Raw genomic sequence first — 15,679 nt, forward strand, 5'->3', positions numbered from 1 at the left:
ATACAGGGGAATTCAATAAATAATTCTGTAAATTCGCAAACTTAAAAAGTCTGACCACTTAAGCCTCATACATAATCAGCCATATATTCAGGCAGCAAAAACTCGTTTTCGACGGCTTGCTGAAGTGCTTTGGGTATAACCAAAACATCAAACGCCACTCTGGCGTTTTTCTTTAACAAGAAGAGGCTTGGCTATGGAAAATCATTCAACTATTACAAAAAAACTCCCTTCTTTTATCGATGCGCGTCTTAACTCTTTTTTGCGGGATATGACGGAACCTTATAAGAATGCCAGACCGCTACCAGTGAGTAGCCGGCCGGGAGAAGGCGCTGTTGTGATGCAAAGTAACGATTATTTATCGCTGAGTCTTGATGACAATATCCAATCAGCTCATCTCAATGCCATTGCCAGTTCCAGTGAGAACGTGGTGATGTCAGCGGTATTTTTACAGGACGAGGATCATAAACCTGATTTTGAAAATAGATTGGCAGAATTTGTCGGTATGGATGGCTGCGTGCTGTCTCAGTCGGGGTGGGCTGCGAACGTTGGTTTGCTTCAAACCATTTGTGAGCCTGGAACCCGCGTATATATCGACTTTTTTGCTCATATGTCGCTTTGGGAAGGGGCGAGAATTGCCGGCGCACAAATTATTCCATTCATGCATAACAGCGTGAGTAATCTAAAACGTCAGATTAAAAAGCACGGTGAAGGCATTATTTTAGTGGATTCGGTTTATAGCACCATTGGCACGGTGGCACCGCTCCCTGAAATCTGTGATGTTGCTGAGGCACTCGGTTGTGCTCTGGTTGTGGATGAATCTCATTCACTAGGAACACATGGACCAGAAGGTTCTGGCCTTATCAATGAAATGGGCGTGCGTGACCGGGTGGACTTTGTGACGACCAGTCTTGCCAAAGCTTTTGCCTATCGCGCAGGCGCTGTGTTGGGGCCGCATAAGTTGATTACATCTTTGCCTTTTGTGTCGTTCCCCGCGATCTTCAGCTCTACTGTACTACCACAGGAAATCGCACGCTTGGATGCCACGCTTGACGTCATTATGAAGGCTGACCCTAAGCGAAGGCGACTGTTTGAAATTTCCGACTTACTGCGTGCTGGGCTGCAAAACATTGGGTTCAAGATACGAAGCGACTCCCAAATCATTTCTTTAGAGTGTGGTGATGAGCAAAACACAGAATTGGTGCGGGATTTTCTGGAAGCCAATGGCGTCTATGGCGCGGTGTTTTGCGCGCCAGCCACGCCAAAAAACAAAGCGATCATCCGGTTCTCTCTGAGTGCCGACATGAGCAACAGGGATATCGATCAAGTGCTTACTGTGTGCCAGGCAGCGTATGATCATCCTGACCTTTGTTTCTACTAACTTTGTTGAGCCTCTAGGGTCAACAGACCCTAGAGGCTTTTACTGCAGCCAGATAGTGATTTTGTCGCGTAGCTTACAAAGATCTGATGGCTTCAAAATGAAGTCAGACATGCCTGAGCTAATGATCTTATCGAGTGTGGGCTTAGAATCATCACCAGTGTGGGCAATGATGGGGACGTTAGCGTGGCGATGTTTCGCATCACGGATCCTTCTGGAGGTTTCAAGTCCATCCATAACAGGCATTTCAACGTCCATCAATATCAAATCAATGGATTGGTCATCATCCATTAAGGTTTCTAACGCACTATTGCCGTTGGGGCACTGGATGACTTTAAATCCCTGCTTCTCTAGCAGTATTGATGTGAATTGCCGCAGTGTTTCACTGTCATCAACGACCATAATGGTCTGGTTGAGTGAATGTCCTGGCGTGACCACTGGACCGGTTGGCGCCACTTCTGCGGTATCAAAAAACAGCTGCTCGATAACAGCAGGGGTGTTGATACGCCAGACCAGCGTTTCAATCCAGATAGGCTGATAAACCGAGTGCGATGAGTGGAGTGCAACCGAGCCATTGTGTAGATACACAATTTGCGCTTCAGTGAACGACAGCAAAGGTTCGATGTGGCTAAGCACATCGCCGTTAGATTTAACGCTCTCAAGGTCAACCACAATCACATCGTATTCGAATTCGTAGTCCCGCCTCTGCAATGCTTCCAGTACGTTGAATACCTGCAGTTTAAACCCGGCTTCCTTGCTGATTTTGTTGGCACGCGCAATCAAGTCTGTTTCGTCACTGACGACCAACATCGACTTCAGTTTGATGAGGTTAGATTTAATGTCATCAACTGTCGGGGAGTCGATATTTGGGAAAGTCAGGGTAAACGCTGACCACTCGCCAAGTTTTGAATCGCAGGAAATTTCGCCCCCAAATGAGCGCATCACTTTCCGGCAGAAGGGGAGGCCCAGACCGTAATTTCCTGTCCTGCCTGTGGTGTAGAAATCTTCAAAGATAGTTTCAAGCAGTTCTCGTGGAATGCCCTGACCACTGTCTCTGACAATGATGCGGTTATCGTACTGATCGCTTTCCAAAATGATATCAATCGTGAAGTTTTCATTGCTGCGATGGTGAAAGGCATTTTTGAAAAGATTGTAAATGACGTACTTGAGCAGGGTATCACTACCTAAAAACTCAAAGTCTTCCTCAGTGCGTAATACGATAGCGGATTTATCGGTTGTGCTCTTGTAACCGAAACTGTCTATTGCCCCTTTCAATACATGATTGGCCGAGTGGCGTCTGAAGGTGGATCGAGAGACACGGCTTTCGTCAATAGAAGTGAGCAGCAGGTCGATGGTTTCGTTTCCAGCGCGGATGATGTTCATTGCATCGCTACTGACTTCTCGCATCAGCCTGATGTCTTCTTCGCTGAGTTGATAGACCTGTTTGTTGCTGTTGGATGGGTCGGGCAGGGTAGAGCGAATTAAATCCAGCGTGGAGCAAAGTCCACCAAGTGGATTTCGCATCTCATGGGCAATGCCAGCGCCAAAGACCTTGGCAATCGAGACTTTGGTTTCATGTTCCTGCTGGTTTCTGAAAAAGAAAATATTGCCGAAAAGATAGATGAAAAGAAAAACCGGCACATAAGTCCAGTCCATCGAAAACTCAAGGTGATACCCGCTAGCTACCCATGCGAAAAGCATTGCGGAACTGAGGCCAATCAGGGTCTGAGCAAACATGACCCAAGTGATGTGTACCATCAGAATATGCAGGAAAACCGCGGCCATAAATGACAATAACCAGACGGTTGACCAGTTGTTCATCAGCAACATGTAGAAGAAGAAAAACGGTAAAACGATGGTGATAGCAATTTGATAAAACCAATGCATTTGGTCTTTGAGAGGCGGCTTGATTTTGTTTCGCATCAATACGATGACAAAAAACACACAGCAAAAAAGTCGTAATGGAAGATTCTCATAGGTTTGCGGCAGGAAATCAGTCCAGACAAAGTAATAGAGGGGAAAGCCAATAAGCCCCATCCACCCGACCAGTGTCAGGTTGGGTTCGGCGTATTGGTAGACTTTGCGGAAGGCCGCTTCCATGCTTTTGATAAATGCTGTCCTAATCCAAACGTTTCGCCACAAGCGTTTTTGTCTTTGATATCGAGAAGTTGCCATTTTTATTTCGGTTACAACATTGAATAGAAAATTGGCTAACTCGCTTATTGGCCTCGTTTATTTTTCTTCTGCAATGAAAAATAAGAGAAATTCAATAAATCAGTATGTTAGTCCGAGTTGCTTATATGATGTCATGTTCATATTTTGGTCTGCGCTTTTTAAAATAATTAGACGCAATAGCAACTGTTGAAAGAAACTTTATACAATGGTTAATCAGTGGGTTGTCTTATTAATCGTACAAGATTTGTTTTTCATGAAAGGCAACTATTTGACTTCAAATTTCTATGATAAATGCGCGGATAGGACAGATTTTAAGGCCATTTTTAGACAAAAAAGCCACTTTCGAAAAAGTGGCTTTTGACAAAGATATTTGAGTATCCCCAAACCCGCTGAATTCTATATCTTCAGGCTGTTTTGGGTATGAGGGTCAAATTGAAAATTGGCTGGTGTGATGTTCCAACGTTTTCGCCAATTTCGTCAGTTCTGTACTGGCTTCGGTGATCTGGTGCATGGCTGTTGCTGTACTTTGGGACATTGAATTGATGTCGACCAGATTTTTATTGATGTCGATTGCGACTGTAGATTGTTGTTCTGACGCGCTCGCCATCTGAATCGTCATATCCGCAATACGCTCGACAGAAGCGACAGCTGATTCCAAACGCTCAGTGCTTTCCATGGCTTGATTCGCCACCTGCTCGGCATTTTGCGCGCCGGTCTCCATTGCTTTGCGGGTTTCATCAGATACTTTTTGTAACGAGTTGATCAAGCTAGCGATTTCTTCGGTAGCATTTTGCGAACTTTGCGCCAAGCTCCGGACTTCATCTGCCACGACGGCAAAGCCTCGTCCCTGATCCCCTGCTCGAGCCGCTTCGATGGCCGCGTTCAGTGCAAGTAGATTGGTCTGCTCGGCAATTTGCCCAATGGTCACCAAAATGCCGGAAATATCATCGGCACTTTTTACCAACAAATTGGTTTTTTCTTTGGCGACATTGAGATCAGAAACCAGGTTCATCATTTTGTTGGAAGCGGAATGAACGACCTGATTACTCTCTTTGATGAGCTCCTGCGCGTCAGCCGCTGCACGGGCGGTTTCAGAGGTATTGTTGGAGATTTCATTGGCAGTCATGGTCATTTCTTCCATGGCAGTGGCAACTTGGAGCGTACTGCTGTTTTGCTTCTCAATGTTCTGCAAGGTATCACGCGTGCTTTGCGACAGCTGATAAGACGCCGAAGATTGCTGCTCGGTCGCTTTCACCACACTACCTGTCAGCGTCTTAAGATTGTTCGTCATGTCGTACATTGAGCGATAAACACCACTGCTGGCGTCATCAATCGCGAAGCTGAGTGTCAGATCCCCCTTAGAGATAGTATCTGCAATTTTCTGCATTTCTTTTGGTTCGCCACCGAGTGGACGGGTGATGGCTTTGGCAAAATAAATCGCCACAGCCGCGATAATGCCCAACGCGATGGTAATGGTGACCAATACCGAGTTACGAAGCGTTGTCACAGATGCAAAGGCTTCAGCCACATCAATTTCAGCCAGAATCGCCCAATCTGCTCCCAGAATGGAAAGGGGGGCATAGGCTGACAACACGGGATTTCCGTTGTAATCCATAATGGTTTCCACGGAGGAAATACCATTCAACGCTTGTATCGCAGCCTGTGTTTTCACCGCGCCTTTAACTGGGTTGCTGAATGATGCAATCACAGAGTGGTTGACGGGATCGAGATAAGAATCAGAACGCATCAGATTGTCAGCCCCGACCAGATAGGTTTCACCGGTTTCGCCCAGCCCAGCGCGTTCTCCCATGATGGCGTTGAGGCGATCAATTGGAAATTGGTAAGCAAGGATGGCAACGGCCTCACCTTTGTCATAAATCGGCGTAGCGATGAAGCCTGCGGGGTCATTGAACGATGGCAGATACTTCGCGAAGTCGACAAAAGCGACTTGTCCTTTCTTCAAGCTTGTTGCTTGTTGATATGCATCCGCCAGACCGCTATCTGAGAATGGCCCTTTTTTAAGCGAGGTGGCGAAGTCAGTTTCCTTACTGACGGAATAGACAACGTTACCGCTTTCGACGTCGATCAGGAAAATATCGTAATAGCCAAATTTCTCTTTGGTCGAAGCGAGGTACTCATGAATGGCCTTGTGGTGGAAATCATAGCGTAGACCAAAATTACTAGCCGACATAAAGGCCTTGTTGCTGTTGTCGTTATCGACAAGGTAAGCGTACTGCAGATATTTCGCAGAAGTGCTGAGTTCATCGACGAGAGACGAAGCATTTGTGTCGAGCCTGGTTCCGCGTTTTTGCTCAGTCGGTGATATCAGTGTTTTTTGGTAGTAGGAGACAAGTTTTTGTTCTGAAATTTGGTCAGCATTGATTTCAGTTGGCGCGGTTCGATAGGCATCAATCATTCCAATTGCACTTTCTGCCAATGCAGATGAATTTGCAGTAGTGGTCAACTGAGCAGCTGCACTGTCAAAGTAACGCACTACGGCATCTTTTTTCACTTCACGAAGTGCTTCAAGTTGACTGAACGTTTGCTGCTCCAGCGAGGCGCTGGCCATTTGTAACGAAAACACAGAAATAATGGCAGCGGGGATTAACCCGATACCAAGAAGGATCAACAACATTTTCTGCTTAAGCTTCATTCTTAGTCCTCTAGCCAATGTTATTTATTTGTTAATTATCTGTGTATCAATAGCGAGAAATTGTGCTCAATGAAATGAAAATAGTGTTAGTAACTATTAACTGCCAATAAATGAAAGTGATTCTCATCACGAATCTGTCTTGTAATGCATATGTTTGTGTCGACAAATATGAACATTTGTTGAGCGAAAAATGGGTGGTGTTTATGGGGGATTTGTACTAACTGCCTATTTGCAAATAGATGAATTAGAGAGAGGTTTTAATGAAATGCATTGTACGGGATGTTAGTTCCAAAAATACAAAAGCGAGCCGATGGGCTCGCTTTTGGTGGTGATACCGTGTCACCTGCTAGTCTTCAATGTAACTCTCAATGCTCGGGCAAGAGCAAATCAGGTTACGGTCACCGTAGACGTTATCGACACGGTTCGCGGTTGGCCAGTACTTCGCATCTTTCGATTGTGCGCTTGGGAAGCAAGCCAACTCACGGCTGTAAGGGCGCTCCCACTCTGCAGCCATCAGGTCATTTTGCGTGTGTGGTGCGTTAACCAATGGGTTGTTTTCCAGTGGCCATTCACCATCCTGAACTTTAGCGATCTCTTCGCGAATCGCGATCATCGCGTCACAGAAGCGGTCCAGCTCAGCTTTGTCTTCACTTTCTGTTGGCTCAATCATCAGTGTGCCAGCAACTGGGAAAGACATGGTTGGTGCGTGGAAACCGTAGTCCATGAGACGTTTTGCGATGTCTTCCTCAGAGATGCCAGATGCATCTTTGAGAGGACGAATGTCGATAATACATTCGTGCGCAATGCGACCGTGAGTACCGCGGTACAGAACCGGGTAGTAAGGACGCAGACGCTCCATCACGTAGTTTGCACTCAGGATGGCAACCTTAGTTGCTTCCGTCAGACCTTGCTCGCCCATCATGGCAACGTATGCCCATGAAATTGGCAAGATGGATGCGCTACCAATCTGTGCAGCAGAAACTGCGTAGTTGGTGCCTTCAATCACGTGTCCTGGCAGGAATGGTGCAAGGTGCGATTTCACACCGATTGGACCCATACCTGGACCACCACCGCCGTGCGGGATACAGAAGGTTTTGTGCAGGTTCAGGTGAGAAACGTCTGAACCGATAAAGCCTGGGCTGGTGAGGCCAACCTGTGCGTTCATGTTCGCACCGTCCAGATAAACCTGACCGCCAGCTTCATGAACCAGTTCGCACACTTCCTGTACCGCTTCTTCATACACACCGTGCGTAGAAGGGTAAGTGATCATGATGCACGATAGGTCTGTGCGGTGTTTCTCGATTTTTGCTTTCAGGTCTTCAATGTCAATGTTGCCGTCTTCATCACAGCCAACGACAACAACTTTCATGGACACCATGGCAGCAGATGCCGGGTTAGTACCGTGTGCAGAGCTTGGGATCAGACACACGTTGCGATGAGCTTCGCCACGGCTTTCGTGGTAGCGCTGAATCGCAATCAAACCTGCGTATTCGCCCTGTGCGCCTGAGTTAGGCTGCAGAGACATTGCATCGTAGCCTGTGATTTCACACAGCATCTTGCTGAGAGAATCCGCTAGTTCGCCGTAACCTTGTGCTTGATCAGCAGGAACAAATGGATGCAGTTCTCCGAATTCTGGCCACGTCACCGGAATCATCTCTGCTGCGGCATTCAGCTTCATGGTACAGCTGCCGAGCGGGATCATGCCGTGGGTCAAGGAGAAGTCTTTGTTTTCCAGCTTCTTCATGTAACGCATCAGCTGGGTTTCACTCTGGTGAGTGTTAAACACAGGGTGCGTCAGGTAGTCGCTGGTGCGGCGGCATGATTCCGGAATCGCCGCGTATTCGTCTGCTTCGACAGAAGAGGCGTATTGCGCTACGTCCGTTTCGTCAGTCAGCGCGGCAACCAGTGCGTTCACTTCAGCCAATGTGGTGGTTTCGTCGAAGCTCACGCCCAATTGGCCATCCAGCTTGCGAAGGTTGAAACCTGCGTCCTGCGCTTTTTGGAACAGTGCGTCAGTCTGATCGCCCGTGTTTAGCGTAATCGTGTCGAAGAAATCATGGAATGCCAGCGCGATACCAGCATGGTTAAATGCTGCTGCAGCCAATGCTGTCAGGTGATGTACGCGACGACCGATTTTCTTGAGGCCTTCTGGGCCGTGATATACCGCATAGAAGGCAGCCATATTTGCCAGCAGTGCCTGTGCAGTGCAGATGTTTGAGGTCGCTTTCTCGCGGCGAATATGCTGCTCACGGGTCTGCATTGCCATGCGCAGCGCCTGGTTGCCTTTTGAGTCGATAGACACACCAATCACTCGGCCAGGCATAGTGCGCTTCAATTTGTCACGTGTTGCCATGAATGCAGCGTGTGGGCCACCGAAGCCCATAGGTACGCCGAAGCGTTGTGCAGAACCAATCACGACGTCTGCGCCCATTTCACCCGGCGCTTTCAACAGGGTGAGTGAGAGCAGGTCAGCAGCAACCGTCACCAGCGTTTTGTTCGCTTGTGCCGCAGCAATAAGAGCGGTCAGATCACGCACTTGGCCCGTTGTGCCAGGGTATTGCAGCAGGGCGCCAAACACATCGTGCTGAGGCAGGTTATCAGCAGCATCAACGACGACATCAAAGCCCATGAAGCCAGCACGGGTGTTGATCACGTCAAGCGTTTGCGGGTGAACGTCATCTGCCACAAAGAAAGTGTTGCTCTTACTCTTACCACCACGCTTACACAGCGTCATGGCTTCTGCAGCAGCCGTTGCTTCGTCAAGCAGGGAAGCGTTAGCCAGTTCCATGCCGGTCAGGTCCATCACCATTTGCTGGAAGTTCAGCAGTGATTCAAGGCGACCCTGAGAAATTTCTGGCTGGTAAGGGGTGTACGCCGTGTACCAACCTGGGTTTTCCAACACGTTACGGAGAATAGGGTTTGGCGTGTGGGTGCCGTAGTAACCCTGACCGATAAAGCTGCGCTTGATGACGTTTTTGCTGGCAATAGCTTTCAGCTTGCTCAACATCGCCACTTCACTCAGTGGCGCGTCCAGAGTCATAGGTTGCGGCAGGCGAATACCCGCTGGCACAGTTTCTTCGATGAGATGCTCAAGGCTGGTGGCATTTACTGTGTTCAGCATCGCTTGCTGGTCTGATAAGCGCGGCCCGTTATGACGGGAGACAAACTCGTTGTCAGCCTGCAGTTGATCAAGTAAGCGTGATTCTGTCATGACCTTCGTCCTGAATTAGTCTTCGATAGTTTCCTGATAAGCGTCAGCGCTCATCAGATGATCAAGGTTGCTGTCGTCAGCCAACTTGATTTTTGCAATCCAACCGCCTTCAAAAGGTGCTTCGTTAACCAGCTCTGGGCTATCTTCCAGATCTTCGTTAACTTCTACCACTTCACCGTTTACCGGGCCGTAAATATCTGACGCTGCTTTTACAGATTCTACGAGTGAGAAACCTTCGCCGATTTCTACTTCAGAACCTACTTCTGGCAAATCAACGAATACCACGTCACCAAGCAGACCTTGTGCGTGATCAGAGATACCGACAGTCACAGTGCCGTCGCTGTTGTCTTTTACCCACTCGTGGCTCTCAGTAAACTTCAAGGTTGCATCCATTTTTACTTCTCCGTGTGAAACGTGTTATTCGCCGCGTTCAATCGCGACATAAAGTGGTTGCGGGTTGAGGGCTTCACCAACCCGCAAAAATCTGTGTTAACTAACAGGCGACAACATTGATGCGATCGCATTGGTAGCAAGGCCTCCTTGGGACGTTTCCTTGTACTTGCTCATCATGTCGAGCCCTGTTTCGTGCATGGTTTTAATCACGCTGTCTAGCGAAACGTGGTGCTCGCCGTCGCCATTGAGTGCCAGTCTTGTTGCGTTTATCGCTTTCACCGCACCCATGGTATTTCTTTCAATACATGGCACCTGAACCAGACCGTTGATTGGATCGCAGGTCAGTCCCAAGTTATGTTCCATGCCGATTTCTGCAGCATTTTCTATTTGTGCTGAGGTCGCGCCCATGGCGGCGGCTAATCCACCTGCTGCCATTGAACAGGCAACACCAATCTCACCCTGACAACCCACCTCTGCAGCGGAAATAGAGGCATTGGTTTTATAAAGAGAACCAATCGCTGCTGCGGCTGCCAAGAAGGTTCTTATCCCTTCCATATTGTTCGGTGACACAAACTTGTTGTAGTACGCCAACACCGCTGGAATCACGCCAGCTGCACCATTGGTTGGCGCGGTAACAACGCGACCACCTGCTGCATTTTCTTCGTTGACCGCCATGGCAAACATATTGACCCAGTCATTGGTGTCGAGCGGCAGGCCGTCCAAGTCTTTCTTGATAATGCAGTCGTGCAATTTCTTTGCCCGGCGTTTTAACTGTAAGCCGCCTGGCAACACACCATCTTGCACTATGCCTCGCTCAATACAGGCGTTCATCACATGCCAGATAGCATCAATGTGTTCGTTGACCGTTTTCATGGTTGCCTTTTTGTCGTGCGCTTTGGCACGAGCCAGTTCATTGGCAAACATGATCTCGGCGATACTCTTTTTCTGTTGCTCGCAATGGGCGAGCAATTCCACCGCGCTATTAAACGGAAACGGCGGGGTAAAATCTGATGCAAGGGCATCAGTTTCACCTTTTTCTACGACAAAACCGCCACCGACTGAGAAGTAAGTCCGACAAAGCAGCACTTCACTGTTGTCGCCCTTCACGGTCAATGTCATCCCGTTTGGATGTTCTGGCAGCACTTTGTCGAAATGGAAAACCAAGTCAGTGTCCCAATCAAAAGGAACAAAGCGGTGTCCATCTAGTGGTAGCTCTTTGCTGCCTTTCACCATGTTAGTCATGGTAGGGATGTCGTCTGGGTTAACGCTGTCAGGCCATTCGCCCATCAGTCCCATCACACACGCGACATCCGTAGCGTGACCTTTCCCTGTCAGTGCCAACGAACCGTAAAGTTCGACTGTCACGGTTTCCACATTGTGGAGGATTTCTTTATCGCGCAATTCTTCTGCAAATCTTGCGCTGGCAACCATTGGCCCCACAGTGTGGGAGCTAGACGGACCAACGCCGATTTTAAACAGGTCAAACATGCTATGACTCATTGCACGTCTCCTTGCTTTTTGTAGGTTACGCACCACCGTTCTTGGCTTGGGTGCCGGTTGATGACTATCCCGTCATCGCTTGCCCATTTGTCACCAAGTGATGGCGATTACTTTGGGTATAGCAAGCGTGGCGTTTTATTGTTATTTGGACTTCAACATTTGCGTAACATACAAAAGGTGTTTGCGCCCTGCAAAACAAAATTTCCTATAGGAAACTCTTGATGTGATCTCCTAAGCACTTCTGACAATTTGCTCATTATCAGACTTTCTTGAATTGACCACTTTGCGCAAACGTTTGCTTTTTTACTCTTTTACACGCAAGATTGCAAATGCTAAATCCTTTCAGGATAAGTGTGGACAATGAATTCAATGCTTTATGTGATTGCAGCCACAGTCGATTTATATCGGCAAGAATGGGGTGTTTATCGGTGTAAATTCATGTGCTGATAAGTTGACCTCAATTCGATGATGAAGATTTAGCCAAGTTTCCAATAGGAAACTTTTTGTTAAAAGTGTTAACTTGTTCGTGTTGGTCTTCGTGATGACTGTGTCAGAATGGCCGCCACCAGCAACATCAAGTCGAGAGTCGAGCTATGTCAGAGCCAGATGCACAGGACGTGTATCCGTCAGTTACCGTTGAAAGAGCCAGCGTGCAGGCCGATGCGCCAATTGCTCCGCTGCGTTTGGGTGAACGGCTGAAAGAGATCAGAACCAATAGTGGTTTGACGTTAGAAGAAGCTAGCAAGCTGACCGGTCTGGCTCGCTCCACGCTGTCGAAAATCGAAAATGAACAGATCTCTCCAACATTTCAGGCCATGCAAAAACTGGCGGTTGGATTGAAGATTGATATTCCGCAGCTGTTTGCGCCACCAAAGTCTCGCCAGGCAACCGGACGTCGCGATATTACCCGCGTAGGCGAAGGTAAGTGCCGCCCGACAGGGACATACGAACATGAATTGTTAGCGACGCAGCTCACTAATAAGAAGATGTTTCCGTTCAAATCCCGTGTGAGGGCACGCTCGTTTGAAGAGTATGACGAATGGATTCGCCACGATGGTGAAGAATTTCTTTTAGTGCTGGAAGGCAGCATTGCTTTCTACTCTGAATTTTATGAAGCGATTGAACTGAACGAGGGCGACAGCGTTTATTACGATGCTGCGATGGGGCATATGCTTGCCTCGCTCAGTGAAGAAGATGCTCTGATCCTTTGGGTCACTGCATCTTAAGATTGGATTTTATCCCCCGCAGATTAAGCGGATGATTATTTAGCAAGTCGGCAAGCGCCGTGATCATGGAGTGAAACATGTCTCAGGATCTACTTAAAACCCCACTGCACGCCCTTCACATCGAAATGGGCGCGAAAATGGTTCCATTCGCTGGCTATGACATGCCAGTGCAATACGCACTTGGTGTGCGTAAAGAACATATTCATTGCCGTGAACACGCGGGCCTGTTTGACGTTTCTCACATGGGTCAGCTGCGACTTCACGGTGAGAATGCAGCGAAGGCGCTGGAAGCGCTGGTGCCGGTAGACATCATTGATTTGCCAGAAGGTAAGCAACGTTACGCGCTGTTTACTAACGAACAAGGCGGCTTGATGGACGACCTGATGGTGACCAATTTTGGCGATCACCTGTTTGTGGTGGTTAATGCTGCCTGTAAAGAGCAAGACATCGCACACTTGCGCGCGAACATCCCAGCAGATGTCGAACTGGAAGTGATTGAAGATCGCGCTCTGCTTGCACTGCAAGGCCCTGAAGCCGCTACTGTGCTGGCGACGCTGAACCCAGCGGTTGCTGACATGGTGTTCATGGATGCAGCGAAAATGGATTTGGCAGGCATTGAATGTCTGGTCAGCCGTTCTGGCTATACCGGTGAAGACGGTTACGAAATCTCTGTCCCATCAGACAAAGCAGAAGAGTTTGCACGCCGACTGCTGTTGAAAGAGGAAGTAGAGTGGATTGGTCTGGGGGCTCGCGACTCACTGCGTCTAGAGTGTGGCCTTTGCCTGTACGGGCACGACATTGATACCACGACGACGCCGGTAGAGGGCAGCCTGCTTTGGGCAATCAGTAAGCCACGCCGTGCCGATGGCGAGCGTGCAGGCGGTTTCCCTGGTGCAGACATCATTCTTGACCAAATCGCGACTAAAGATGTTTCCCGCAAGCGCGTTGGCCTATTGGGCTCAAGCAAAGCGCCAGTGCGTGAAGGCGCTGTGTTGTTTGATGCTGACGACAACGAAATTGGTGTAGTGACCAGTGGTACATTTGGCCCAACCAAAGGCCAGCCAGTTGCCATGGGTTATGTGGCAACAGCCAGTGCTGCTATTGGTACTGAAGTCTTTGCAGAAGTACGCGGTAAGAAATTGCCGATGACCGTCGAAAAAATGCCGTTTGTTCCTCAGCGTTACTATCGCGGTTAACGCTAGAGAATAACCCCAGAGAAAAGGCTGATGCTATGCATCGGCCTTTTTCTTTTGTCTCTCAATCAGCTGCGAGATATGCGCACTTTTACTGTCGAAAAAATTTACACCAAGTTGCAAAACTGGCACCGGATATGCTGGCCCGATTAAGTGAGCTTTCTATCAATAGGAATGCAATTTCTTTGGCACAGGAAGCAAGAGACTGTGAAATCGGACAGAACCGCTTAATTAAGCAGGCGATTCACGGAATTATGGATTAATGTCTTATATGTACGACATGAGGTCGATAGGAGAAAGAGTTGTATGCTTGCGGAACAACGGGATGATATTGATAACCCTCTGATCTGGCCGATTTTGAGTGTACTTGAAGCGTCAAACCAAAGCTGGAAAGTGCATTACCTGATGGCAGAACTGCAGAAAAATACCATCATGGACCATCTAGATGACGACCCTCAGCTGGACTTGTTCAAGCGTAATTTTCTTATCATGAACGCGCTTTACCAATTGCAGGAAATGTTGCTGCCACAGCAATGGTTGCAGGTAGAGTCGATGGATATCCGCCTCATGTGGCGTGGTGCAGGATCGGGTTTTGTACAACATGAAGTGAATCGCGATGACCCACTTCGCGGCTACTACATGGATTGGAATAACTACGACGCGCAAACGGAAGACGTTCGCGAACTGTTGAGTTCATTCTGGAAACGCTATCAGCAACATGTGGGCCATTGCAGTGAAACGACTGTTGAGCGCCGAAATGCACTGGCAGCTTTAGGGTTGGCTGAAAATGCATCTGATTCAGAAATCCGACGCCAGTGGCGTAAGATGGCGCTGAAATGGCATCCAGACAGACCGGAAGGGGATGCTGCCACCTTCCGCACTATGTGTGAAGCCTGGCAGAGCCTGCGGTTATGATGGCAAATGGGTATCAAACCCAGCTTATACCTAGCTGGGTTTTTTGTTTAATGTGCGATGTTTTTTGGCAGCAGACAGCGTAAACACCACCAAAGTCAACAACACAATCCCACCACCAATCAGCACATTGTTACTTGGTACTTCTCCCAAAGCGGCCCAAACAAACAGCGGTCCAAGAATCGCTTCAAGGAGCATGAACAAGTTTGCGTGCGCAGCGGGTAGGTATTTGGGGCCAATTGAAATCAACACAAACGAAATTGGTACGACAACACCGCATAGCAGCAAGGTGTATTTCCATTCCTGGGGAGTCAGTGAAAAAGGCTCTGCACCCGCAAACAGTGAGATCGTTGAAGTACAAAGCCCGCCTAGAACCAGATAAAGCGGAGCATTGGCACTTTTACTTTTCCTCAAAATCACAAAGTAAGTTGCCAGCATAAATGCAGTTATCAGCGCCATCAAATTGCCAAAGGAGGCCGAAGGCATCGCCTTTCCGTAGAAAACGAAACCAACGCCGACCATTGCCGCCACGATGGCGATGAGGGTTCGGCTATCAACCCGCTCTTTCAGAAACAGGAATGCAAGAAGGGCAGAGATCAGCGGACTGATGTTGATAATAATAAGGGTGCTGGCGACCTGGGTATGGTCGATGGAAAGGACAAAGCAAACTGTCGAAATAGAGAATGCAAATGAGCCTACCAGCAACGCTTTAGTGGGCTTTTTAAGTGCCGAAATTGTCTGGGCAGGGCGGGTCGCCATCATAAAGCTAGCGATGATGAGGGCAGAAAGCAGCCCTCGCCAGAACAGCAATGTCCAACCGGACGCTTCAATCAACCGAATGAGCAGCGCATCAACACTGAGGATCGTGATCCCCACCAACATGGCTGTGGTGCCTTTGAAAATCGGTGTCACGCCTGTTTCTCCTTGTTTTTATGCCCAATTCCTTGCGGGCAAACTACCAAACTGATGCAAAAATCTTCACCAAAGGTCAACAGCCCCTAGGGACAGTTAGGTAGTAAAAACGCTATGTTTAATTTTTAT

General features: G+C 48.3%; 10 protein-coding genes. 4 read left to right on the forward strand and 6 right to left on the reverse strand.

All coding sequences use genetic code 11. The features are described 5' to 3' along the window. Positions 1 to 193: 193 nt before the first annotated feature. Positions 194 to 1,378, forward strand: coding sequence for an alpha-hydroxyketone-type quorum-sensing autoinducer synthase (gene cqsA, locus G5S52_RS00595; RefSeq protein WP_205743722.1), 1,185 nt, complete (start codon positions 194 to 196; stop codon positions 1,376 to 1,378). Positions 1,379 to 1,417: 39 nt separating this feature from the next. Here cqsA and G5S52_RS00600 read toward each other — a convergent pair whose 3' ends face one another. The 5 genes from G5S52_RS00600 to G5S52_RS00620 form a co-directional block, all read right to left on the reverse strand. Continuing rightward, complete coding sequence (locus G5S52_RS00600; RefSeq protein WP_165011697.1) at positions 1,418 to 3,475, reverse strand: ATP-binding response regulator; 2,058 nt, start codon at positions 3,473 to 3,475, stop codon at positions 1,418 to 1,420. A gap of 502 nt (positions 3,476 to 3,977) precedes the next feature. Further along, positions 3,978 to 6,203 (reverse strand): methyl-accepting chemotaxis protein, encoded by a 2,226-nt coding sequence (locus G5S52_RS00605; RefSeq protein WP_165011347.1) that lies wholly within the window; start codon positions 6,201 to 6,203, stop codon positions 3,978 to 3,980. 346 nt (positions 6,204 to 6,549) lie between these two features. After that, a complete protein-coding gene (gene gcvP, locus G5S52_RS00610; RefSeq protein WP_165011348.1) occupies positions 6,550 to 9,414 on the reverse strand; it encodes an aminomethyl-transferring glycine dehydrogenase in 2,865 nt (954 codons plus the stop codon). Positions 9,415 to 9,429: 15 nt separating this feature from the next. Beyond that, positions 9,430 to 9,807 carry a glycine cleavage system protein GcvH gene (gene gcvH, locus G5S52_RS00615; protein WP_165011349.1) on the reverse strand — a complete coding sequence of 126 codons (378 nt, stop codon included), beginning with the start codon at positions 9,805 to 9,807 and terminating at the stop codon, positions 9,430 to 9,432. A gap of 96 nt (positions 9,808 to 9,903) precedes the next feature. Then, entirely contained in the window at positions 9,904 to 11,307 is a 1,404-nt protein-coding gene (locus G5S52_RS00620) for an L-serine ammonia-lyase (protein ID WP_165011350.1), read from the reverse strand. A 593-nt stretch (positions 11,308 to 11,900) separates the two neighbouring features. On the opposite strand from G5S52_RS00620, the gene G5S52_RS00625 reads away from it, so the two are divergent. The 3 genes from G5S52_RS00625 to G5S52_RS00635 all read left to right on the forward strand — a co-directional run bounded on the left by G5S52_RS00625 (position 11,901) and on the right by G5S52_RS00635 (position 14,641). After that, positions 11,901 to 12,533: a helix-turn-helix domain-containing protein gene (locus G5S52_RS00625; protein ID WP_165011351.1), complete on the forward strand. Its 633-nt coding sequence runs from the start codon at positions 11,901 to 11,903 to the stop codon at positions 12,531 to 12,533. Between the two features lie 77 nt (positions 12,534 to 12,610). Next, on the forward strand, positions 12,611 to 13,729 hold the full coding sequence (gene gcvT / locus G5S52_RS00630; RefSeq protein ID WP_165011352.1) for a glycine cleavage system aminomethyltransferase GcvT: 1,119 nt from the start codon (positions 12,611 to 12,613) through the stop codon (positions 13,727 to 13,729). Positions 13,730 to 14,032: 303 nt separating this feature from the next. Then, positions 14,033 to 14,641 (forward strand): DNA-J related domain-containing protein, encoded by a 609-nt coding sequence (locus G5S52_RS00635; protein WP_165011353.1) that lies wholly within the window; start codon positions 14,033 to 14,035, stop codon positions 14,639 to 14,641. A gap of 30 nt (positions 14,642 to 14,671) precedes the next feature. Here the strand turns inward: G5S52_RS00635 and G5S52_RS00640 are convergent, their stop codons facing one another. Next, complete coding sequence (locus G5S52_RS00640; protein WP_368737433.1) at positions 14,672 to 15,550, reverse strand: DMT family transporter; 879 nt, start codon at positions 15,548 to 15,550, stop codon at positions 14,672 to 14,674. Positions 15,551 to 15,679: the final 129 nt, after the last annotated feature.

Origin of the sequence: Grimontia sedimenti (assembly GCF_011045095.1) — a bacterium.
Lineage (GTDB): Bacteria > Pseudomonadota > Gammaproteobacteria > Enterobacterales > Vibrionaceae > Enterovibrio > Enterovibrio sedimenti.

What these genes read in the sequence shown, in the direction of transcription:
- cqsA (WP_205743722.1), top strand. Translation starts at nt 194, where the DNA reads ATGGAAAATCATTCAACTATTACAAAAAAACTCCCTTCTTTTATCGAT.
- G5S52_RS00600 (WP_165011697.1), bottom strand. Translation starts at nt 3,475, where the DNA reads ATGGAAGCGGCCTTCCGCAAAGTCTACCAATACGCCGAACCCAACCTG.
- G5S52_RS00605 (WP_165011347.1), bottom strand. Translation starts at nt 6,203, where the DNA reads ATGAAGCTTAAGCAGAAAATGTTGTTGATCCTTCTTGGTATCGGGTTA.
- gcvP (WP_165011348.1), bottom strand. Translation starts at nt 9,414, where the DNA reads ATGACAGAATCACGCTTACTTGATCAACTGCAGGCTGACAACGAGTTT.
- gcvH (WP_165011349.1), bottom strand. Translation starts at nt 9,807, where the DNA reads ATGGATGCAACCTTGAAGTTTACTGAGAGCCACGAGTGGGTAAAAGAC.
- G5S52_RS00620 (WP_165011350.1), bottom strand. Translation starts at nt 11,307, where the DNA reads ATGAGTCATAGCATGTTTGACCTGTTTAAAATCGGCGTTGGTCCGTCT.
- G5S52_RS00625 (WP_165011351.1), top strand. Translation starts at nt 11,901, where the DNA reads ATGTCAGAGCCAGATGCACAGGACGTGTATCCGTCAGTTACCGTTGAA.
- gcvT (WP_165011352.1), top strand. Translation starts at nt 12,611, where the DNA reads ATGTCTCAGGATCTACTTAAAACCCCACTGCACGCCCTTCACATCGAA.
- G5S52_RS00635 (WP_165011353.1), top strand. Translation starts at nt 14,033, where the DNA reads ATGCTTGCGGAACAACGGGATGATATTGATAACCCTCTGATCTGGCCG.